We start from the raw sequence: 21,322 nt of genomic DNA on the forward strand, positions 1-21,322 counted from the left end.
ACGCCTGCAGTACCGGCCCGATACCCTCGACGGCTTCATAGCCGGCACCGGCCTGACCCTCGACACTCCAACCTCACCCTGACAAGCCGAAGTCAGTAATCACGGCGACCAGCACGGTCGGTGATAGCGGACAGCGAGCCTGTCGCCTCGTGGCGACCGCGCGGTGGTGCTTGAGCCAGATCGGCGGACCCCCGCCCATGCGGGGAGGACGTTGCACCGCGTGGCCGTGACGGTCACGTCGACGGCTGACCCCCGCGGGCGCGGGGAGAACGACGGCCTGCCGCTGGAGCGCCTGCTCATGCCAGTACGACCGAGGGTGCTCGGTTTCTCCTCCGGTTCGGGTGTCGGGGGAGGCGAGAGGCTCGGCGTAATCGAGAGGCGATACGGGCAAGAGTGCGGAACACTGCGCCAGGTGATCGTGATGCAGCCTGTCCTGGAGCTCAACACCCCCGAGGGCTTCGGCCTCTGGCCTGTCGCCGGGACCGAGCCGTTCGCCTTCCTGCCCCTGAACGGCGAACTCTCACCCGCCGAGGTCGGAACGGCGATGATGCGCATCGTCGACTGCAACGACATCGAGCCCGACGGGGACCGCCCGCCGCGGCTGACCGACCCGCTCGAGTCCTTCCTGCACGGGCTGCTGACCTTCGACCATCTCTACGCGGCCGGTGGCCTGCGAGTCACCGACCACTCCACGGGGGTCACCTTCCTGCCCGGCTGCTGCGACGGACTGGAGGACTGGCGCGACTGGCATGTGTTCATCGATGCCGGCAGCCTGCTCGGGTTCGGCCACGAGCCCGTGGCACCGGCTGCAGAACGTTTCGGCGACACTGTCCGGCTCACCGTCAACGCCGAGCAGACAGGCAGTCCGGTGATCGAGCTGCCCGTGACCGAGCTCCGCCACCTGCTCGCCGGCGCCGAGCGTGACCTGACCGCCTTCCTCACGCTTGCGACCGACTGGGTCCGTCGGCAAATGCCCGAGCACTCCGAGCCGGTCATCGCCGCCCTCGCCCGAGTTCTCGACCTGCCCGCACCAGCCCTGCAGCCAAACCCACAGGACAGCCGGCGGGATGGGAGGACGAGGTGATGCCGGGGATCAGCGGTGGGGACTGGCACGGCTCAAGGGACTCCGCAGGGCGGGTGGTCAACGAGGTGGCCCAGGGACTCCGTACATTGGAGGACGGGGCTGCCTGGTTCTCGCTCCTTTCCGAGGTGGAACGGAGGGCTGTTCTGCGGGAAGTGGCCGGCTGTGCGATGCAGGCGCACATCACGGCTGCCGACGGGTCTGCGGGAGTGGCTCGCTCCGGTGTGAAGCCCACCGCCAACGCTTGCGTGATGATCTGCATGGATCCTCCTCGCTACGGCTTCGCGGCCCTCCCCGCCGAGGAGCACCTCACCGCGTTCCGTGTTCTCGTCTCGGTCTTTTCCGTCGCCGACACCCGACGCAGGCAGACGTACTGTAAGGACATGTGCAGACACGCATGGCACAACCTGTCCGCCCCGGGCAAGAAGTCCTAAAGCTTGTTGCAGAAGTGTGGGTGTGGGCAGGTCAGTGTGCGCTCTGACCTGCTGGTTCACGAGGTTTGGGCGAGGTTGTGCATGTGGGCGACGGCCTGCACGGCGTGGTGCAGGCCGTCGCCCTTCTGTCGGCAGTCGCGGAGGATCTTGTAGTTCTTCATGCGGGCGAAGGTGTGCTCGACGCGGGCGCGTACGCGTCGGTGTTCGGCGTTGTCCTCCGCCTGGGCGCGCAGGAGGGGGCGGCCGGCGCGTCTGCGGTGGGGCGGGCCGGTGTTGATGTAGGCGCCGTCGGCGAGGACGGTGGTGCCGGAGCAGGTGGCGGGCAGGTCGGAGGCGCGCCAGGCGTGGGCGTCGGCCTTGTTGCCCGGTACGGGGCGGGCGGTGGCGACCACGAGGCGGGTGTCGGCGTCGATGACGACCTGCACGTTCGCGGAGAAGCGGTAGTTGCGGCTGGAGGCGGCGATGTTCCGGTCGCGCACGGGGATCAGGGTGCCGTCGACGATCCACAGCCGCTCCACGCCCGGGGCCGGGCGTGGAGCGGCATCAAGGGCCAGAAGCGGGCCGAGACGCTGGACGACGCGGCAGACCGTGGCCGTCGAGATCCCGAACAGCGGAGCCAACTGCCGCATCGTGAGGTTGGTCCGGTAGTACACGGCGACCAGCAGGACCCGGTCGGGCAGCGGCAGGCACCACGGCCTGCCGCCGCCCGGCCCGTTGCCACCGCGCTCACGCACCACCCGCACCAGGCCCTCGAACTGCCGCATCCGCAGCCCTGTGAACGTCTCCACCCAGACCGGCTCAGCCCGGAGCACCCCACCCATACCGGAGAAATGCCCAGTCCCGGACCTTCCGGAACAAGCTTTAGCCGGGCAGCACGAGCAGGGTTCTCCCTCTGGGCCCGCTGCCGGGCCCGGAGGCCGAGGTGCGGCAACCCGGGCCCGGCGCGCGACCGCGCCGGGCCCGGGGGGCGACTACCGCTTGAGCCGGGCACGCAGCGCTCAGTAGGTGGCGGTGCCGGCCTCGAAGGTGAGGGCGGCGCCCAGGCCGCCGAGGAACTCTGCAGTGCAGCGGTGAGAAGGACGTTCATCGGGCCACCCCAGCCGCGGCGAGGGTGCGCTGGGTGTGCTGGGCTCCGAGTAGGTGGAGCTTGCGGCGTGACACCGCCACGCGCACCGAGGCCGGGTCGTACACCGTTCCGGACGGCAAGTCCGGTCATCTGGAGGCATATCCGCTGTACGACCTCTTCTACTACGACATCTACAGCCGTGCCGTCACCGGCCACTGGGTCGGCGACGGCAGCGCGCAGCACCCGGTAGGCTTCTGCTACAACTCCTGCTCGAATTAGAGGAATTCATATGAGGCGCCCTTTCCGGTCCGCGGGCGCGGCGGTTCTCCTGGCCGCCGCGGTCCTGGCGACGGCATGCACCGGTGACGGGGCGGCATCCCCCCGAGAAGACGCCTCATGGGCCCTGGAGGGGCTGGCCGCCGTTCCGGCGGGCCAGCCCCTCCAGGGCAGTGTCGACGCACCTCCCGCCAAGGGCACCGCCAAGATCCTGGGCATCGCGGAAGTGGAGGGGGCCGACGTGGTCCTCGCCGTCAGGAACGACATCTGCGAGGTCTCGTTCCTGACGGCCCGACCCGCCGGGGAGACGCCCACGGCTCGCGGCTCTGTCGGATCGCAGCGTCCTTCCGGCAGCGTCCACTCGGATGCTCACCAAGGATTTCCCGGCAACGTTCTCGCCGGAGAATACACCCAGGCGTCCACGCAAATTCCGCCGTTCCCGTTCGTGGCCGTCGGATGCTCCGAGAAGGCCATGGCGGTGAGAATAGAGGGTGCGGGTGCCTCGGCCGAAGTCGGAAGCAGGGCGGGGGACTCACTCAGAGCATGGCGGGACGGCCAGGACATGGTCCTGACCGTCGGAAATCCCGAGGCGATCCACCGACCGGACCCCGGTCCCACCTCCTGACGACGCCAGGAACCGAACCGAGGGCGCCCGCTCGACGCGGCGGGCGCCCCCAAGCCCGCCTCCGACGAACCCTGCCCGCACCTCGGGCCCTCATGCCGACGGCCGACCAGGACCACGTCCGCGGAGGGGCGGCGTTCTACGCCCTCCCCCTGACCGGCCGGGCCGACCAGCTCGACATCGAGCGCATCGCGGCCGCCGGTGCAACCCATCGCCCCACCCACCGACCCGCGCTCAGCCCGACCCGGGGCTGCCCCCGCGTCGGGGCGGCCCGGCCCGCTGGCCCGGCCCCCGGCAGCCGGCGTGGCTGCTGCTGGCGGGGCAGGGCGATCCGGTCGATCAGGTCGCTGCGCACGACCACGCTGCGGCTGACCGAGGCGGCCGACGTCCGGCGCCTCACGTGGGTGACCGGCCGGACGAACCCGGCGAACGCCGGCAGTGCGTCCAGGTGGAAGAGCGGGCCAGGAGGCGATCGGGGTGCGGGCGGCGCGGGCGCGGGTCGGGGAGACCCACCTGGTGCGCGTCCCGGCCCGGCTCCCGTACGACCGGTACCCGCCGGACCGCCGACCCGGACAGCGTCCTGCTGCACTGGCGGTGCTGGATCCGCGCCGGCGACGTTCGAGCTGACCGTCACCGACCTCCCGGAGCCGGACGGCGAGCACATGGTCGCCGGGGTTCCTGGTCGCCCCGCACTCCCGGGTCCGGGTGGAGCTGACCGACGACCGGGCCGTGGAGCTCGGCCTGCCGCCCGGCGTCGGCTACGCGGTGACCGGCAACCTGACCGACCTGACCGGCACCGCGGTCGAGCTCATGACCTCCACCCCGATGACCGTCCCGGCCCGCTGGCTCCACCCGCCGCGCCCGGACGGCGAAGAGGCGCGGCCGTAGCCGAGCGGGGCTGTGTCACCTGTCGCCGCAGCGGGCGGCCCGGCCGGCCCCGGTGGCGGCGGCCATCGTCGCGACCAGGGCGGGCAGCTCGCGGCCGAGGTCGCCGAGCCACCGTGCGGGGCATCGCCGCGGCTAGCGCGCAGACCGCGACCAGCGCGATCCGCTCGCCCGCCCACAGCTGCGGCAGTCCGTCGGCGAGCACGCCGCCGGTGTCGACGCCGGCGCCGAGGTCGTACGCCAGCTCCTCGTCCAGCTGCCCGTCGCCGCCCGGGACGACCTCCCGCCCCGCGGCCTGCTCGAGCGCGTCGGCGGCCCGCTCCAGCACCGCGTGGTGCCCGGCCTCCGGCTGCCGGGCCGCGAGCTCGCGCACCCACCCCGCCGGCCGCCGTGACGGCCGCACACCGGTGGCCGGGCGTGCCGACGACCCGACGTTCCGGCGACCCCGGACCGGCCCGGTCACCGGCCCGTCGTCCGGATCAGTCGGGGTCGCGTGCCAGCCAGGCGCCGACGGTGGGCAGTGCTTCGGGTCCGCTGCCGGCGGCCACGGTCGCGGCGAGGTCGGCGATCGTGACGGCGGCCAGTGAGGCGCGCCAGGCCGCGTCGGCGGCGCCCATCACCCGGGCGATGGGGCACGGCCCGGTGCACTTCTCGGGCGGGGTTCCCAGCGGGCCGCGTTGGCGGATCTCGGTGCAGACGAAGGCGGGGTCCGCCCCGTCGACGGCCTGCACCACGTCCAGTACGGATATCCCGGCGGGTTCCCGGGTGAGGACGTAGCCGCCGGTCTTGCCCTGCACCGAGTGCACCAGACCCGCGCGGGACAGGGCCTGGAGCTGTTTGGCCAGGTAGCTGGGCGACACGTCGTGCAGCGCGGCCAGTCGGGCGGCCGGCACCGGCTCCGCGGCCGCGGTCAGCACCACGCAGCAGTGCAGCGCCCACTCGACGCCACCCGACAGCTTCATTGCGCCTCCATTTGACTCGGACAAAGGATATCCGAGTAGTATCTCGGATAGAACTTGTCCGAGTTTGGGTCGGGTGTTCGCGCCCGGCCGGCGAAGGAAGGCACTCTCATGAAGATCACTGTCATCGGTACCGGCCTGATCGGATCCCAGCTCGCCGCCGAGCTCACCGCCCGGGGCCACGAGGTGACGACCGCCTCGCTCTCCTCCGGCGTCGACCTGCTGACCGGATCCGGTCTCGACGGGGCGCTCGCCGGTGCGGAGGCAGCCGTCAACGTCACCAACTCGCCCACCTTCGACGAGCAGTCGATCGCGTTCTTCCGCACCACGGTCGGCAACCTGCTGGCCGCAGGCGAGCGGGCCGGAGTGCGCCACCAGGTCGCGCTCTCGATCGTCGGCGTCGACCTGGTCCCCGACCTCGCCTACTACCGCGCCAAGACGCTCCAGGAGGAGCTGCTGCGCGGCGGCGCGACGCCCTGGTCGATCGTGCGCGCCACCCAGTTCTTCGAGTTCATGGAACCGACGATGTCCTGGACCTCGGACGAGGACGCCGTGCGCCTGCCCGCGACGCCGATCCAGCCGATCGCGAGCGCCGACGTCGTCACCGCGCTCGCCGACGTGGCCACCGGGGCGCCGCTCGGCGGCAGCCTGGACGTCGCCGGCCCCGACCGGTTCACGCTCGACGAGATCGGTCGCCTCACCCTGGCCGCCCGCGGCGACCGCCGCCCCGTCCTGGTCGACGACCGGGCGGGCCTGTTCGCCGCCGTCCCCGGCGACGTCCTCACACCGGGCCCCGGCGCCCGGCTGGCCCCCACCCACTACCGGGACTGGCTGGCGGCGGCCCGCTGACCGAGGGCCACCGCCAGCCCGGAGCCCGCCGGACCGGGGAACGGCGGGCCGGAGGCGGACGCCCGGGGGTGCCTGGGAGGACCGGGGAGGACCGCTCCCGTTCCGGCCCGGCGTTCCCACGCGCCCGCCCCGCCGTCAGCCGGTCCGGTCCTCCACCAGGACGACGTCCGGCCGGCGCGGGCCGTGCACGCCCTCCACCCGGTCGGGCTCGATGTCCCTGGTCGCGGACGGACCCGAGATCCAGGTCCGCGGGCGGGTGGGGTCGAGCCGGGGCAGTGCGCGCGGCAGCGAGGCGACCACCTGGTCGGCGCGTACCGCGCAGACGTGGTGGCCCGGTACGAGGGTGAGTACGCGCCGGCCCTGGGCGGCCCCCGCGTCCAGCACGATGGTGCCGGTCTCGGCGATCGCCAGGGCGCAGCCGGTGAGCGCGCTGTCGACCCGGTCGAGGTCCGCCGCCGTGAGGTCGGCGCCGTCGGTGACCGGTCGGTCGGCGAGCGCGGCCGGAGCGGTCTCGCCGGAGAGGCGGCGGTCCGGGCGGTCTACCGGGACTTCGTCCGCTCCGTCGGCCCGAAGCTGATGGGGGCGGTGGTGCAGCCGATGGCCGCTCCCGGTGTCGAACTGCTGGCCGGTGTCGCCCAGGACCGCGTCTTCGGGCCCCTCGTCCTCCTCGGCGCCGGTGGCACCGCGGCCGAGGTACTGGCCGACCGGACGGTCCGGCTGGCCCCGCTCACCGAGCGCGACCTCTCGCGGATGGTCACCGAACTGCGCTCGGCGCCGCTGCTCACCGGTCGAGGTGCCACGCCGGCGGTCGATCTCGACGCCGTGCGCTCCGTGCTCGCACGGCTCTCCCGGCTCGCGACCGATGTTCCCGAACTCGTCGAGACCGACCTCAACCCGGTCATCGCCCGCCCCGACGGTGCCGTGTGCGTCGACGCCCGTGTCCGCCTCGAACCCCGGCCCGTTCACGACCCCTGCCTCCGCCGCCTGCGGTGCCCCCCGGCGGCCGGGGACACGGGAACGCGGTGAGGCGGTGCCCCGCCGCCGGCACCGGCACCGTCACGGCCGGCACCGTCATGACCGCGAGGCCCGCGGCCCGGGTGTTCGCGGTGACGCTGCGCAGCGTATGTTCCTGGAAGAGGTGCCGACAGTAGTTCAGCTCCATCGTCGTCTCCTGTCTGTGCCGGCCGGCCCTGCGGGAACGGACCGCGGTCGGTCACGCGTCCGGTCCGGACCCGGGCTCGCCGCGCACCACGACGACGGGGCAGGGTGCGTGGTGGACGCAGTGCTGGCTCACCGACCCGAGGTGGGCGCCCGCGAAGCCACCGTGCCCGCGGTGGCCCACGACGAGCAGCTGCGCGCCGTCGGCCGCGTGAAGGAGTGCGGCGGCGGGATGGGACTGGACGACGTGCCGGCGGATCGTGACCTCCGGGGCCTGCGCCGACACCTCACCGACGACCCGGGACAGCGCCTGCCGCGCGTTCTCCTCGAAGTCGACGGACTGGAGCGTGGGCGAGGGCACGCCGTACCCGACCGGGTACTGCCAGGCGATGACGGCGTCCACGGTGGCACCGCCCGACTCGGGGAGCTCACATCGCTCAGGGACCCGAGTACCGGGCGTTGCACGCTCTGGCTGTGCGCGGCCGAGGGCAACCCGTCCCAGCCTGCCCGGTGGACGCAGGTGCTTGTGGGAACCGCCTTCGAGCGGCGTGGACAGCAGCAGGTGTGCCGTCCCGCGCCTGTTCTGCCCTGCGTCGTGGAGACGTGCGCCCGGGCGGGGTCGGTGGTGAATCGTTCGGGGTGAGCGGGGCGTGGGCGACGTCGGCGGGCCGGTCGGACGGCCGGTCCGTCAGCGGTCGGGGCGGTGCGGCGGGCCCCTGCCGGTCAGGCGCGTCCGAGTGTCCTGAGTACGGTGGTCCGGGCGTCGAGGGCGTCCGAGAGCGCCGGAAAGGGTGTCCCCGCGGTCAGGTCCGCGGCGAGCCGCCGGCAGATGGCCACGGCCTCGTCGGCGGCCCGCACCGCCTCCTCCGCGCCGACGCCCGCCGCGGCCTGGACCACGGCGAGGTGGCGAAGCCCGAACGCGTACCGCTCCGCGTAGGCCCCGGGGTCGTCGTCGGCCGAGGCCCGGAGCATTTTGAGCACACCCCGCAGAGCCGCGATCGCCTCCTCGGTCCGGCCGGCCGCCGCCAGCCGAAGGCCGACCAGCAAAAGCCCGTCCAGCAGGTACGGGCGGAAGGACTCCGAATCGGAGGCGGAGTTCCGCTTCACGGCATCCACGGACCGGATGGTCATCAGGGCGGCCTCCGTCGCCCTGCCGATGTCCACCAGGCAGGCGCCCAGCAGGTCCGACGATTCCAGCAGCGCGGCCGCCTCGGCGGCCGTCCCGCCCTCGACCAGGCGTCGACGGACGGACACCGCCTTGGCGAGGTGGTCGACAGCCCGGTGCGACCGGTCGTCGTGGGCGAGCCGGGCGCCGGCGGTGTGCAGAGCGGCGGCCAACTCCGGCAGCTGCGACTCGTTCTCCCGCGCGGACTCTCCCAGGACCACGATCCGGTCCTCGACCGCCCGCAGGGCCTCCGCGTGCCGACCGGTCCGGGTGAGCCAGTGGTCGAGGGCGTACAGTGCGGTCGCGAGGTCCGGCAGGTGGGCGGGGTTGGCGGCCGCGAGGGGCCGCCACTGGTGGACGGCCTCCTGCGCGGGTGCGAGGCCGTCCTCGGACGTGGGCGCCTGCGACAGCCGGATGCTCAGGTTGGTCAGCGACATCGCCAGGGCCGGCGCGCGGTGCGGGTCGGTGTCCGCCAGGTGCTCCCGGATCTGCAGCCCCTTACGTGTAGCCTTCAGCGCCTCCTCGGAACGGCCCAGCCGGGCGAGGACGTTGCCGCGGTTGTCCCAGGCGCTGCCCAGGTGGGCGCGGTAAGCGGTGGGATTGGCCTCGGTGAGCTCGTCGTAGAGGTGGACGGCCTCGTCGGTGAAGGTCAAGGCCCGCACCGGGTCACCGCTCGCCATCAGCCACTGGCCGCCGTTCAGGAGCGACATCGCCAGATCGGGCAGGTACTGCTCCCGGTCGGCGCCGGTCAGCTCGCGGTGGATCCGAAGAGCCTCCTGCGCCAGGTCGGCCCCGTGCGAAAGGTGCCCGGTCAGGGCCACGGCGCTGCCCAGATTGGTCAGCGCCGTCGCGAGCGCGGGTAGGTGGGCCGCGCGGTCGCCGTCCCGCAGGTCCTGGAGCAGGCCGACCGCCTCCGCCGACACCGGTACCGCCTCCGTGGCGCGGCCCGTGCGCAGCAGCTGGATGCCCAGGTTGTTCAGCGCGTAGGCCAGGCCCACGGCGTCCTGCTCCGCCGGTCGGCGATGGATCTCGACCGCCTCCAGCAGGGGCGCCGTCGCCTCCTCGAACCGGCCTGCGGTGACGAGGACGGACGCAAGGCTGTTCAGCCCGTCGGCCAGGGCGGTCAGGGTCGCCGGTGCGGGTGGCGCGGACCCGTCGCCGGTGACGAGCCCCCGGCGCAGCTCGACGACCTCCCGGGCCGGCGCCTCCGCCGCGTCGAGCAGACCGGCGTCGATGTACCGCGAGGCCAGCGCGTTCAGCAGGTCCGCCTCCTCCGCCGGGGAGAGCTCGTCCTTGGCGAGCCGGTGGCGGACCACGCGCCGTGTGAGCGCTGCGGCCCCGGGGTCGAGGTCGACGTGCCGGTGCCGGGGCATCCGCCGCACGATCATCTCCAGCAGCTCGTCTGGCAGGCCGCCCAGGTCGCAGAGCCGGACCAGGGCTGCGCCTCCGGCCGCCGGCGCCAGGCCGGGCAATGTCGCCAGCAGCGGGATCAGATGGCGGTCGACGACGTGCGGCCAGCGGCGGGCCGTCTCGATCAGCACGGTGAGCGAGTACCTGGCGGACGCGGGAGGCTCGGTGCCCTCGGCGTACCGCAGCAACATGGCCGGGGCCGTGATCGCCCACGCGTCCGTCGCGTGGTACCGGTGCCGTTCCTCGTAGCCGGGCAGCGTCAGAGCCAGGAAGTCCTCCGCCAGCCGGTCGGGGGCGAGGCTCTCCAGGAGCCGGCCCGTCGTCCCGGGCGGGTAGCAGCGCGCGTGGTCGAGTACCACCTGCTCCGCCCCGGCCGGCTCGGCCGCCCCGGTGCGCACCAGCGCTGCGGACGCCTCCGCACCGGCCAGCGGTGGGGTCAGCGTGGCGACGTACACCGCGCGGCGCATCACCTCCTCACCGGTGGGAACCGGACCGCGTCCCTCGTCGTGGGCCGAGCGCCAGTGATCGTGCTCCCGGTCCAGGAGGTAGGAGGAGAGCGCGGCCAGGCCCCGGCCGGAGGGAGGCCTGACACCCCGTACGGCCGCGTCCACGTCGACGAGTGCCTTCATGTGCGTGGTGAGCATCAGGCCGTACTGGGGTACGCCCAGCCCCTCCGGGACGGTCACCGCCCCGGGATCGGCCAGGCCGAGAACGTCGCCGAAGGCGTCCCGGGCCGAGGTGTAGGCCTCCGCGCGCGTCGCGGGGTCGTCCGGGAGGGCGGTCAGGTGGAGCGTGTCGGTGGCCATCACGTCGAGCTTGCCCAACTGGTGGTCCAGGGCCTGCCACCACGCCCCCGCCGAGCGGGAGAGCAGGAGGATCCGCAACCGGTCGCGGGCCGCGTCGCGGTGCTGACGGATCAGCGTGATCAGGTCCGCCGACGGCCAGCGCTCCGCGTAGTCGACGACCATGAACAGACCGGGCGACCGAACCGCCAGCGTCTCGTCCCCACCCCCCGCGGAGGCGACCTCGCTGCGGTGCCGGGCTTGGGCGACGGTCCAGCCTTCCCGGGCCGAGCGGTCGGCGAGTTCGGCCGCCAGCCGCGTCTTGCCCTGTCCTCCCTCGGCGTACAGCAGCTGCAGGGACAGCCCGGGCGCGTCGGTGTCCCGCCAGCGCTCCAGCGCCTCCAGCTCCGGGCGCGGGGAGAAGGGCACGACCCGGTGGCGTGCGGTCAGCAGGCGGCTGGGGAGCTTCTCCAGGCCGTCCGGCCGCGTTCCCCCGGGGTTCGGCGGGTAGGGCTCCACCCGGTAGGGCGGGCTGCCGCGGTAGATGTAGTTGTACTGGTCGCCATCGTGGACGGTGTTGATCGTGACTGTGCGCGCGAGGACGTTCTGGGTGAAGACCGTCCCGTCGGCAGACCGCTCGCTCATCCGAGGAGTTCGCCCTCGACCGGGTCGTCGGCCGCAGAACCGTCGGCGCGGTGTCGCGAGTCCATGTAGTTGTTGACCTGGTTGCCGCCCACCACCGTGTTGACCACGGCGTGGCCCTCCGCGTTGATGTTCTGGACCCAGTTCCCCGACTCGCGCGGCAGCCGGGCCTCGACCTGGGCGATCAGGGCCGCGAACTCCGCCACCACCGTCGGATCCGCGTCCACCAGCGCCTGCAGGCGCCGACGCCACGGTCCGACGAGCTCCCCACGGATCGCGTCTGCCTGATTGCCCGTCACCAGGCCCGCGTCAAAGTCCAGTTGGCTTTCGATCGCACCTTGGTCGTACCCGCGACGCTGGAAGATCGCCCCCATTCCCGTCCGGATCATCTCCCAGATCCCGGTTCCCATGGCGGTGGCCAGCGAGTTGGCCGCGACCAGTGCCACCGACTCCGCATCCAGCGCACTCTGAACGTCGGGCATCGTCTCCCCCTCCCGTTGCCGCCACGGTGAAGCGGCGGCCTCGCTTCCTCAAATCAGTATTCCATCGGGGAAGTTGTCGAGTGCAGCATCCTGCGAACCTTCCGCCGGAGAGCGGTGCCGCCGGACCGTCGACGTCGGTCGGCGGCTCCTGCAGCCAGTACGTCCTGCTCGGTCGGCTCGGTGAGTACGGCTGTGATCAGCCGCACTTCCTGGCGTGCTTCACCACGGGGCCGGGCCGGGCGAGTGCGAGGGCTTTGTCCGAGGCTTCGACGGTCCTCACCGGTTCGGACATGAAGGCGCCGGCCGTCATGGACCATCGGGTCGCCGCCGACCGCCGCCCCGCCACCGCGGTCCGAACCGCCCGGCCTTCAGGTTCGGGCACGGAATGTCCGGGCCGTGGAGCGATCCGGTCGGAGCCGGGCGACGTCCCGGCGACGTCCGGTGGCAGTCACCGGTGCCGACACTGCCCTGCCCCGTCGACGCAGACCTTCGGCTGTGGGGCGCCGGTGCCGCAGGCGCAGGTGCGGCCGACCGGGCCCGGGCGCGAAGTCGAGTGTTTCGGAGAGGAGTTCAGCCGTTGCGCAGGACGCCGCCGAGGGGTGGGGCGGTGGTGTGCGATGCCTTCGACCGGGCCGGCCTCGGGGCGGCGAGCGGTGAGCACGGGGTTCGACACGGCGGCGGCGTGGAGGGCTGTCGGGCGAATCTCAAGGCGAACGGCTTCTTCCGCCCGGCATCGTCACCTTCTGCGCGATCCGAACTGACGGGCTTTTCGTACGCCGATCGCCGGATTCTCGTTGGACGCCAAGTCCGGTGCAATTGCAGCGCGTTGGGGATGGTTTGGTTCCGCTTCCCGGTCGGTAACATCCGGCGGGGCCCCGTCGGGGCCCCGCCCCGCGGACCCGTGTGTGCCGTGGGCGGAGAGGTATGAGCATGTGGTGCAGCAGGAAGAGCAGGGCCGGGCGCTTATCCGGTCGCTCGGTGGTGGCCGTGGCGATCGTGCTGGGGCTGGCTGCGGGGTCCGCGGGGGCGGCCGGGGCGGCCGGGGCGGCTCCGTCGCCCGTGCGGGCGAGCGTCGCGGTCCAGGGGGTGCAGGCGCCGCTGATCGACTCCGTACAGCCGTTCGCCACCGGCACGGTGCAGGTGACCGTCACCCCCGGGGACACCGCCCAGGAAGCGGTGGCCCGCGTCGACGTGTCCGCGTACGCGCTGGACGCGGACGGCAACGCGACCGGCGCGCCGGTCGCCACCGGCACAGTGCAGAACCCGGACCCGGCGAACCCGCCGGTGGTCGAGATCGGTGGTCTGACCAACGACGTCAGCTACGCGTTCAAGGCGACCGAGACCACCGCCGGCGGCGTCGTCTCCGGCGCGTCGCCCGCCTTCGTCGGCGGGCCGCAGACGCCCAGGGCGCCGCTCGCCCCCACTCTGGCCACCCTCCTGGGCCGGGACGGCGGGCTCCTCGTCTCCTGGAACCCCGCCCACCCCAACGGCTCGCCCGTGACCGGCTACACCGTCACCGCGACCCCGAACGGCCCGGGCGCGAGCGTGACCACCAGCGTGGCGGGCGATGTGCAGAGCACCGCCGTCACCGGGCTGGTCAACGGCAAGTACTACTCCGTCTCGGTCACCGCGACCAACGCGGCCGGGACCGGGCCGGCCGGCGTCTCCGACAGCCAGACCGTCGGTGCCGACGCCAACGGAACGGTCAGTGCCAGGCCCGCCTACACCGTCGGCGCCCCGCAGGACGTTACCGCGGCGCCGCCGCCCGTCGGCGCGGACGGCAGCCAGCCCGATCCGACCGCGCTGAAGGTGACCTGGGACGCGCCGCTGGACGACGGCGGCAACACCATCACGAACTACGCCGTCGACGCCGCCGCCCCCGGCCAACCGCCCGTCACGGCGGCCGTGCAGGCCGCCACGAAGCAGGCGACCCTGACCTCGCTGGCCCCGGGCGTCGAGTACGCGATCACGGTCACCGCCGTCCAGCAGGACGGCGCGCGCGGCGCCACCAGCGCCGTGGTCAAGGCCGCCCCCGCCCCGGTGCTGGCGGCCGGAACGGTGATGCTGTCCGCGGCCTCGACCGCGGCCGTCACCAAGGTCACCGGCACCACCGTGGTGTTCACCGACCCGCCCGCGCAGGTGACCGGCCTGAAGGTGAAGAACGTCGTCGTCGTCGGGCAGAGCAGCAACCCGCTGCTCCACGACGGCCTGCTGCGCACGGTGGAGAGGATCAGCGCCGTCGGCGGCGTGGTGACCCTCACCACCAGCCAGGCCGCGCTGGAGCAGGCCTTCCTGTCCCTGGACTTCACGGCCACCGGCAGTCGGCTGGCCTCCGGTCCCGACGGCTTGCGGATCAAGATGCTCAACCCCGACATCCAGGCCTCGGTCGCGTCCCAGGCCCAGGGCTCCGGCACGGTGGCGAACAAGACCTTCACCCTCGACCTGGCCGAGAAGCTCACCAGCGATCCCAAGATGAAGGAGCGGCTGGGCGACAACACGACGGTCACCGCGAAGCTCACCGCGGCACTGAGCCTGAGCACCGACTGGTCGGCCACCGCCGGTTTCGAGCGCGATCCCAACTACTACGCCTTCGACCCCCGCGGTTACACCGGGACCTTCGACTTCAGCGCGACAGCGACCGCGAAGGCGTCGGTAGAAGGCGAACTGGGCATCGCCTACAAGCACGAGACGAAGCGCGATCCGCTGCTGAACATCAAACCGGCGACCTGCCTGACGGTGTACATGATCCAGCTGTGTCCCTCGCTGACGGTGTACACCGAGACCTCGATCGACGGATCGATCAAGTTCTCCTTCTCCGCCTCCTACGAGCGGACGATGGGCGGCAGGATCAGCCGTGACAACACCGGGACGGTTCACAAGACCGACCTGACCAAGGACCCCGTCACCAAGTTCGACTACGCGCTGAACGCGGCGGCCAAGGTCACCTTCGCCTTCCCCGTGGCGCTCGAGATCCTCGTCTACAACCTCGTGGGCCCGAGGCTGGAGATCACGCCCTCCATCGAGGTGACCGCGGACACCTCCGCCGATCCATGGCTGACCGTGAAAGCACCGCTGAAGGTCGCGCTGTTCTTCGTCCTCGACATCAAGGTCGCCAGCTTCTCCACCGGCGGCGACGTGTACAACACGACCTTCGACCTGTACAAGGCCCCCGGGCCCTTCCCCGGACCGAGCCTGTCCAGCGCCGCGGCCCTCGCCCCGGGCGCGCGGAGCGCGCCGTCGTCCGACAGCCTCACCGCGGCGGCCCAGGCGCACCAGTACACCGTGAACTGGCCGGCCGGATGCGACCCCGCCCAGGCGGTCGCCTGGTCCATGGCACCCGGATCGCTGGGCACCGTCGACCGCAGCGGCCTCTACACGCCGCCGCACCCGCGCCCCAGCCACTACGTCGACCTGGTCACCGCCACCACCGCCGGCACGCCCACCTGCCCGCCGGCCACCGCCCAGGCGGCAGTCCACCACGGGTCGACCCTCCCGGGCGCCCCCAAGCACCCCGCGATCAGCCCGGACGGCTCGACCGTCACCTGGACCGCGCCCGCCGCCGGCGGCAGCGCCATCCAGGAGTACGTGGTGACCGTGCTGCACGATCCCAGCGACCCGGCCGGTGCCGAAACGGTCCTGGGAACCGCGCCCGGCAGCGCGACGTCACTGGCCGTTCCCGCCGACCGCGTCGCGCAGATCGAGGCGGACCACGCCAGGGTGCAGGTCACCGCGGTCAACGACCGCGGGCAAGGACCCGCCTCCGCCTTGTCGCACCCCGCCCCGTCCACCAACCCCCTGCCCTTCGTGGCCCGGGCCGAGGGAACCGCGAACGGCGGCACCCTCCACGTGACGCCCCACATGGTGAACGCGGGCACGAGCGACGCCACGAACGTCCGCTACCAGCTCAGCTACCCCGAGACGTTCACCAGCCGCACCAACCCGTCCGCCTGCACCGTGGACCAGGCGCAGCGGCTTCTCACCTGTGACATGGTCGACATCGCCTCCGGCCACCAGGCGGTCACCCCGCTGATCTCGTTCACCGTCGGCCGGCTCGTCCCGGGCACCGCCTACCCGCTGACCATGACCCGCCTGTCGGCCAGCCCCTACCCCAGCGATCCCAACAACGGCACGATGACCCTGCTCTGCACCGCCGACACCGCCGGCAAGGTCACCTGCGCCTGACGGTCCCGAGCGGCCCGGAGCCGGGTGTCCGCCGACCCCGGGCCATTCGGGGGCCCGGCGGACACCCGGAAGCGGATCCGCCGCATTGGGTCCAGGAACGCGAACGGCTCGCGCAGCATCAGGGCGGTCCACCCGACGTCGGTGGAGTCTCCCGTCCGTACAGCCACACCGCCGGTGGACCCGGCCGCGCCGTGTACGCCGTCCCCTGGGCTTCCCTTTCTCCTGGACCGGATGACGATCCCGGGACCAGCAGTCGCTGCCCTGCCTGGCGTCGCGGCAGAGCGCGCCGGGCGGTGCGCGAGGGACGTCGGAACCGTCGGCGAGGACATGCTCAAGACCGGCCGCGCGGGGCTGGTCGGCCGAGGAGCGGCCCGGGATGTTCGGCGTGCTCGTCGGCGAGGCGGCGGCTCGTGGCCACGCTCATCGACCGGCGGATCACCGCCTCCGAGGTGTCGGTGCGGCTCTCGTCGTCCGGCTCCGCACGTGATCGACTGCCGAACCTAGTCGGCGTCCTCGGGGCGCGCGGCCAGGACGCGGGTGAGCAGGTCGGTGAGGGTGGCCTGTTCCTCGGTACCGAGGACGGCGAACCACTGCTGTTCGCGGCGGGTCTGTTCGGCGAAGGTCTCCTGGACGGCGGTCTCGCCCTTCGCGGTGAGGGCGACGGCGATCGCGCGCCGGTCGTCGGGGAGTGGCCGGCGTTCGACCAGGCCGTCCCGTTCGAGGGTGTTGACGGCGTTGGTGACTGCCGATCGGGACATCGCCGAGATCTCGGCGAGCCTGGCGGGCTGGGTGGGGCCCAGCAGCCAGAGCTTGAACATCAGCCGGAAGCCGGGGAGCGTCCAGCCGCGCGGGCGGTGGATGTGGCTCTCCAGGTCGGCGACGACCAGGTAGGACAGGTGCAGCAGATGGTAGGCGAGCGCGAAGGCCTCCGGGTCGGCGGGTGACGGCATGCCGGCGAGTCGGTCGCGGGCGTAGGCGGCGTATCTGAGATCTGGTCGGTCCACGGGACAGAGTCTTGCGCATGGCGGCCCGGTAGGAGATTGTTACGGCCATAACAATCCCCGTAGGGAGGGTCCCTTGAAGATCACCGTCGCAGGAGCCGGCATCGGCGGGCTCGCCACCGCACTCAGCCTGCACGCGGCCGGATTCGACCAGGTCGTCATCCACGAGGCGGCCGAGGAGATCCGCCCGCTCGGCGTGGGGATCAACCTCCTCCCGCACGCGGTGCGCGAGCTCACCGAGCTCGGGCTGGCCGACCGGCTGGCCACGATCGCTGTCCCCACCGCCGAACTGGCCTACTTCAACCGCTACGGGCAGGCGATCTGGTCCGAACCGCGCGGGCTCGCCGCCGGGTACCGGTGGCCGCAGTACTCGGTGCACCGGGGCCGGCTCCAGATGCTCCTGCTGGACGCCGTCCGCGAGCGCCTCGGTGCGCACGCAGTCCGGACCGGGAGCCGGATGGCCGGCCTGCGCCACGACTCCGACCTGCTCGTCGGCGCCGACGGGATCCACTCGGCCGTCCGCGCCGCGCTCTTCCCCGACGAAGGGGCACCACCCTGGAACGGGCTCGTCCTGTGGCGGGGAACGACCTGCGCGGAGCCCTTCCTGAGCGGCCGATCCATGATCATGGCCGGAGACGGCACACAGAAGTTCGTCGCCTACCCGATCGGGGACGGCCGCCTGATCAACTGGATAGCCGAGCGCCCCCTGGACGGCGAGCCACCCGAGCGCGGCAACTGGAACCGCCCCGCCGACCTGGCCACGGTCACGGCCCACTTCGCCGACTGGCGGTTCGACTGGCTCGACGTGCCGGCCGTCATCAGGGGAGCCGAGGCCGCATTCGAGTACCCGATGGTGGACCGCGAACCCCTGCCGCACTGGACCAGGGACGATGTCGTCCTGCTGGGCGACGCCGCGCACGCCATGTACCCCATCGGCTCCAACGGGGCGTCCCAGGCGATCATCGACGCCCGGGTGCTGGCCCACTCACTCGCCACGACCGGCTCCGCCGCCGCCTACGAGGAGATCCGCAGACCCGCCACGACCGCACTTCAGCTCGCCAACCGACGCCAAGGACCCGAGGTCGTCATGAAGCTCGCCCACGAGCGGGCCCCCGGCGGCTTCGACGACATCGAGGCGGTCGTCCCGCTCACCGAGCGCGCCGAGATCTCGGCCTCGTACAAGCGCACCGCCGGCTTCGACCCCGGCCTCCTGAACGAGCGCGCCTCGTGGAGCGTGGGATGAAACTGAAGCACCTCGCCTCGTTCGAGGTGAACCTGGACCCGGTACTCGACCTCGGCGACTCGCACCTGGGCCGCCGCCGGGTGATCAACATCATCGGCGGGAACTTCAACGGCCCGCACCTCCGCGGGAAGATCCTTCCCGGCGGCGCGGACTGGCAGGTCCTGCACCCCGACGGCACGGTCACCATCGACACCCGCTCCACACTGCGCACGCACGACGGAGCGCACCTCTGCCTGAGTACCAACGGCATCCGCCACGGTCCGCCCGACGTACTGCGCAGATTGGCCGCCTGCGAGGCGGTGGACCCGGCCGAGTACTACTTCCGCCTCTTCTGCCGCTTCGAGACCGGCGACAAGCGCTACCAGTGGCTCAACCACACCCTCGCCGTCGCCTCGGCCGCCCGCACGCCCGACGCCGTCCGCTACGAGGCGTACACCCTCGACTAGGGAGCGTATTTGGTCGTGATCAAGGAGTGGTCTTGGTGAGGTCCTTGATCCAGATCATCGAGGCGCGGAGGTGGAGGCCGGCGAGGTGGCTCTCGGGCTTCTTGTCGAACCGGGTGGCGATGCCCCGAGGGCGAAACCCGCAGATTGATCACAACCAGATACGCGCCCTAGCCGCCACGGGTGTGATCCTCTGCATGGCCGCGGCATGTGGTGCTGGTACGTCGCCTGCGGCCGCGCCGCCTCCGTCCTCCGCGTCGACCTCATCATCCGCACCCACCTCGTCCGCCGGCCAGTCGGTGTCGCCCGTGCCGACGGCCTCCAACCCGTCGACCCCGTCTCGGACGGCGTCGCCGACCGCGCCCCTGGCCGGTGCCGCCGCATCACCCACCAGGAGCCGCGGGACCTGGACGCCCACCGGGATTGCGGACCCGGACGTCGATTCCCCGGGGCGGCACGACGGGAGCAACTACGGCAACCTCTCCCCCGAGGGCAAGGAAGCTCACGACACCGAGAACTGCGCCGAGATACCGGGCAAGAAGAAGGGGAGTTGCAACGAACCCCACCGCAAGTGCCGCGAGGCCGGCGCCACCGCCACCTCCTCGAAGGGTCTGGCCCTCACCTGCCGAACCTCTCCCAAGGACGGGCGCCTGCGCTGGCTCACCGCGGGGGAGTGACCGTGAAGCGGGACCTCTGGCAGTGGGCTGACGACACCCTCGGACCGGACACCGTGCTGCGGCTGCTCGGCCTGCACGGCTTCCGCACCGAGTCAGTCGGCGAATGGTGGGGATCCGGCTGGTACGAGACCGCGGCCCGGCGCGCCGGGCCGCCTTCCCCGACGCCGAGATGCTCGCGGACACCGCCGCCTCCCATCCCGATCTGCTGGCCGACGACACGTTCGCGTGGCTCACCGAGGCCGTCGCGGAGGAGGAATCCCTCCGGCGCGACGCCCTGCTGCCGGTCCCCGCCGCGCTCACCCTTCCGGACTGGGCAGTACAGGACCTTCTCGACCTCCTCGAGTCGGACGTCGCGGAAGAGGAGGCCGAGGACCCTGCCCCCGGCGGCTCGGAGACTGCCGACCAGCAGCCCGGCACGAGCGCCTGACGCAAGGGGCCCGGTTCAGTCACGCTGCCTGTCGGAAGCCTCCGCCGCCCGCAGCGTCGGCTCGACGGACCGCCTCGGAATCCGCCTGGTCGAGGGCGGCGCAGAGCGCTGTGACGGCTTCGTCGGCGGAGTCTTCGAGGAGGTGGCCGTAGAGGCTGATGGTGATGGCAAGGGTGGAGTGGTGCATCGTCTTGGAGACGACGGCGACGGGGATGACTTCAGCGATCATGATGCCGGCCGCGCCGCGCTGGTTGAATGCCCGCCAGATTGGTGATCACTCGCCGTGACCGGGGCCCTGGGGGCCGCTTGGGGACCACTTTGGGATCACGCGCGATGAGCGCCAATGACCGCCCATGCGCGATAACGGACACTTGTGTACGAAGTGAATGCTGGTCTCCAAGGGGTGCGAGCCCGGGTCCCGTCGCGGCCGCCTCCGGGTTCTCGACGACGTCCGGTTCGAGTCGCCGACCCGGCGGGACGAGGTCATGGTGCGCCGGTCCGGGTGCTCGAGGAGGGCGAGGCCACCCTCGGGGCGGAGAGTGTGTCGGTGGGCGACTCGCCGGAGCACCGGGTTCTTCGATTTTCGAGATCACGGAACTGGAGGGGTTGCCGGACCGCTGGAAAGCACGGCGCGGGGAGGCGTGAGCGCCTGACCGGCCGGCCCGGTCGCCCGTGGTCTCTTGCCGGGGGGCGGAGTCAGGGGCGTCACGGGCACCCCGGCTGTCGTTCGGATACGGGCCACCTAGTGAAGCCCTGTCAGGTGCCCATGATCCTCGCGAAAGTCGCCGGATCGGCGTCGAAACCGTGGGCGCCGGGCCGAAACGCCCAGACCCCCGAGCTGTTCCGGACGAACTCCGCGACCCTCGCGGCCGTTGCCCCGTCGACGCCGGCGAAGTCCACTGCCGCCAACTCGGCGCGCCCGTTCCGGATCCTGGCCACGGGGTTCGCTATGTCCCCGAACGTCAGCCGGTCGGCGTTCTGCTGGATGGCGACGCCCACGACCACCCGGGGGTAGCGGTGCGCCAGGCGGTCGAGTTCCAGGACCAGGCGCTCGTCGACGCCGAGGCCCTTGCCGTCGCGGCTGTCCCTGGTGAGTGTGATCGTGCCGTCGGGAGCGCGGCTGTCGAAGTGGACCAGGTAGGCCGGGGCGCCGGACGGGGCGTCCGTGGCGTACGTCGCGGCGACGAGATCCAGATCGTGACCCGCCGAACCTGCGGGACTCGGATCCCACGACAGGTCTACCTCGATCCGTTCCAGACCCTTGTTGAGACTGCTCACTGGACTCTCCCTCCGTCGTCGTACCGACCCGAAATGATGCCATCGCGGACCGACTCGTTGCCGGTCAACGATAGGGCACTAACATATTATTGACCTGAAATCAGGTCTGTCTGCCGGGAAGACGCTGCTGTGACTGAGCGCTTCAGTTGGCCAGTGAGCGGTCTAGTGTCCTGCGCCTGAAATCCGCTTCATATCTGTAGCCTGTTTCCATGGCGCGCATGGGTCGGCCGATGGCCGAGTTGACCTTGACCGGTGACGAG

18 protein-coding genes and 3 pseudogenes are annotated in these 21,322 nt (G+C 72.2%); 12 read left to right on the plus strand and 9 right to left on the minus strand.

Features of this window, described 5'->3' with window-relative positions; genetic code table 11:
• From ADK60_RS48035 to ADK60_RS48040, 3 genes and pseudogenes are all read left to right on the plus strand, one after another.
• Positions 1–82 (plus strand): annotated as a pseudogene (locus ADK60_RS48035) (transposase); the annotation flags it as partial.
• A gap of 339 nt (positions 83–421) precedes the next feature.
• Positions 422–1,084 carry a hypothetical protein gene (locus ADK60_RS09840; RefSeq protein ID WP_199839629.1) on the plus strand — a complete coding sequence of 221 codons (663 nt, stop codon included), beginning with the start codon at positions 422–424 and terminating at the stop codon, positions 1,082–1,084.
• Positions 1,084–1,515, plus strand: a complete 432-nt coding sequence (locus ADK60_RS48040; protein WP_053644910.1) for a DUF5958 family protein — start codon at positions 1,084–1,086, stop codon at positions 1,513–1,515. Before ADK60_RS09840 ends, ADK60_RS48040 begins: the two co-directional genes overlap by 1 nt.
• 56 nt (positions 1,516–1,571) lie before the next feature.
• On the opposite strand, the gene ADK60_RS09850 is transcribed toward ADK60_RS48040, so the two are convergent.
• On the minus strand, positions 1,572–2,336 hold the full coding sequence (locus ADK60_RS09850) for an IS5/IS1182 family transposase (protein WP_053644912.1): 765 nt from the start codon (positions 2,334–2,336) through the stop codon (positions 1,572–1,574).
• Between the two features lie 326 nt (positions 2,337–2,662).
• On the opposite strand from ADK60_RS09850, the gene ADK60_RS09855 reads away from it, so the two are divergent.
• Both ADK60_RS09855 and ADK60_RS09865 read left to right on the plus strand, forming a co-directional pair.
• A complete protein-coding gene (locus ADK60_RS09855) occupies positions 2,663–2,860 on the plus strand; it encodes a hypothetical protein (protein ID WP_053644914.1) in 198 nt (65 codons plus the stop codon).
• Between the two features lie 1,324 nt (positions 2,861–4,184).
• Complete coding sequence (locus ADK60_RS09865; protein ID WP_045942383.1) at positions 4,185–4,367, plus strand: hypothetical protein; 183 nt, start codon at positions 4,185–4,187, stop codon at positions 4,365–4,367.
• A gap of 476 nt (positions 4,368–4,843) precedes the next feature.
• On the opposite strand, the gene ADK60_RS09870 is transcribed toward ADK60_RS09865, so the two are convergent.
• Positions 4,844–5,326, minus strand: coding sequence for an RrF2 family transcriptional regulator (locus ADK60_RS09870; protein ID WP_053644918.1), 483 nt, complete (start codon positions 5,324–5,326; stop codon positions 4,844–4,846).
• 108 nt (positions 5,327–5,434) lie between these two features.
• Here ADK60_RS09870 and ADK60_RS09875 point away from each other — a divergent pair, with 108 nt between their 5' ends.
• Positions 5,435–6,172: an SDR family oxidoreductase gene (locus ADK60_RS09875; RefSeq protein ID WP_045942385.1), complete on the plus strand. Its 738-nt coding sequence runs from the start codon at positions 5,435–5,437 to the stop codon at positions 6,170–6,172.
• A 135-nt stretch (positions 6,173–6,307) separates the two neighbouring features.
• Here the strand turns inward: ADK60_RS09875 and ADK60_RS09880 are convergent.
• Positions 6,308–6,721, minus strand: a pseudogene (locus ADK60_RS09880) (LutC/YkgG family protein); the annotation flags it as partial.
• Between the two features lie 18 nt (positions 6,722–6,739).
• Here ADK60_RS09880 and ADK60_RS41665 point away from each other — a divergent pair.
• Positions 6,740–7,198, plus strand: a pseudogene (locus ADK60_RS41665) (acetate--CoA ligase family protein); the annotation flags it as partial.
• Positions 7,199–7,385: 187 nt separating this feature from the next.
• Here the strand turns inward: ADK60_RS41665 and ADK60_RS48045 are convergent.
• The 3 genes from ADK60_RS48045 to ADK60_RS09895 form a co-directional block, all read right to left on the minus strand.
• Complete coding sequence (locus tag ADK60_RS48045) at positions 7,386–7,961, minus strand: universal stress protein (RefSeq protein ID WP_353651734.1); 576 nt, start codon at positions 7,959–7,961, stop codon at positions 7,386–7,388.
• Between the two features lie 92 nt (positions 7,962–8,053).
• On the minus strand, positions 8,054–11,332 hold the full coding sequence (locus ADK60_RS09890) for a tetratricopeptide repeat protein (RefSeq protein ID WP_053644920.1): 3,279 nt from the start codon (positions 11,330–11,332) through the stop codon (positions 8,054–8,056).
• The gene (locus ADK60_RS09895; RefSeq protein WP_045942390.1) at positions 11,329–11,811 is read right to left on the minus strand and encodes a hypothetical protein; all 483 of its coding nucleotides are present in this window, start codon (positions 11,809–11,811) and stop codon (positions 11,329–11,331) included. Before ADK60_RS09895 ends, ADK60_RS09890 begins: the two co-directional genes overlap by 4 nt.
• A 987-nt stretch (positions 11,812–12,798) precedes the next feature.
• Here ADK60_RS09895 and ADK60_RS09900 point away from each other — a divergent pair.
• Positions 12,799–15,993, plus strand: a complete 3,195-nt coding sequence (locus ADK60_RS09900; RefSeq protein WP_159400372.1) for a fibronectin type III domain-containing protein — start codon at positions 12,799–12,801, stop codon at positions 15,991–15,993.
• Between the two features lie 500 nt (positions 15,994–16,493).
• Here ADK60_RS09900 and ADK60_RS09905 read toward each other — a convergent pair whose 3' ends face one another.
• Positions 16,494–16,997 (minus strand): MarR family winged helix-turn-helix transcriptional regulator, encoded by a 504-nt coding sequence (locus ADK60_RS09905; protein ID WP_234371013.1) that lies wholly within the window; start codon positions 16,995–16,997, stop codon positions 16,494–16,496.
• Between the two features lie 73 nt (positions 16,998–17,070).
• On the opposite strand from ADK60_RS09905, the gene ADK60_RS09910 reads away from it, so the two are divergent.
• The 4 genes from ADK60_RS09910 (at position 17,071) to ADK60_RS09930 (ending at position 19,784) form a co-directional block, all read left to right on the plus strand.
• Positions 17,071–18,237 (plus strand): flavin-dependent oxidoreductase, encoded by a 1,167-nt coding sequence (locus ADK60_RS09910; protein ID WP_053644926.1) that lies wholly within the window; start codon positions 17,071–17,073, stop codon positions 18,235–18,237.
• Entirely contained in the window at positions 18,234–18,683 is a 450-nt protein-coding gene (locus ADK60_RS09915) for a DUF3237 domain-containing protein (protein ID WP_053644928.1), read from the plus strand. The genes ADK60_RS09910 and ADK60_RS09915 overlap by 4 nt, the downstream gene beginning before the upstream one ends.
• 305 nt (positions 18,684–18,988) lie before the next feature.
• Positions 18,989–19,357, plus strand: coding sequence for a hypothetical protein (locus ADK60_RS44660; RefSeq protein ID WP_159400373.1), 369 nt, complete (start codon positions 18,989–18,991; stop codon positions 19,355–19,357).
• 103 nt (positions 19,358–19,460) lie between these two features.
• The gene (locus ADK60_RS09930) at positions 19,461–19,784 is read left to right on the plus strand and encodes a hypothetical protein (protein WP_053644934.1); all 324 of its coding nucleotides are present in this window, start codon (positions 19,461–19,463) and stop codon (positions 19,782–19,784) included.
• A gap of 19 nt (positions 19,785–19,803) precedes the next feature.
• Here the strand turns inward: ADK60_RS09930 and ADK60_RS09935 are convergent, their stop codons facing one another.
• The gene (locus ADK60_RS09935) at positions 19,804–20,013 is read right to left on the minus strand and encodes a hypothetical protein (protein WP_053644936.1); all 210 of its coding nucleotides are present in this window, start codon (positions 20,011–20,013) and stop codon (positions 19,804–19,806) included.
• A 527-nt stretch (positions 20,014–20,540) separates the two neighbouring features.
• The gene (locus ADK60_RS09940) at positions 20,541–21,062 is read right to left on the minus strand and encodes a TerD family protein (RefSeq protein ID WP_053644938.1); all 522 of its coding nucleotides are present in this window, start codon (positions 21,060–21,062) and stop codon (positions 20,541–20,543) included.
• Positions 21,063–21,322: the final 260 nt, after the last annotated feature.

This window comes from Streptomyces sp. XY431 (genome assembly GCF_001279805.1).
Taxonomy (GTDB): Bacteria; Actinomycetota; Actinomycetes; order Streptomycetales; family Streptomycetaceae; genus Kitasatospora; species Kitasatospora purpeofusca.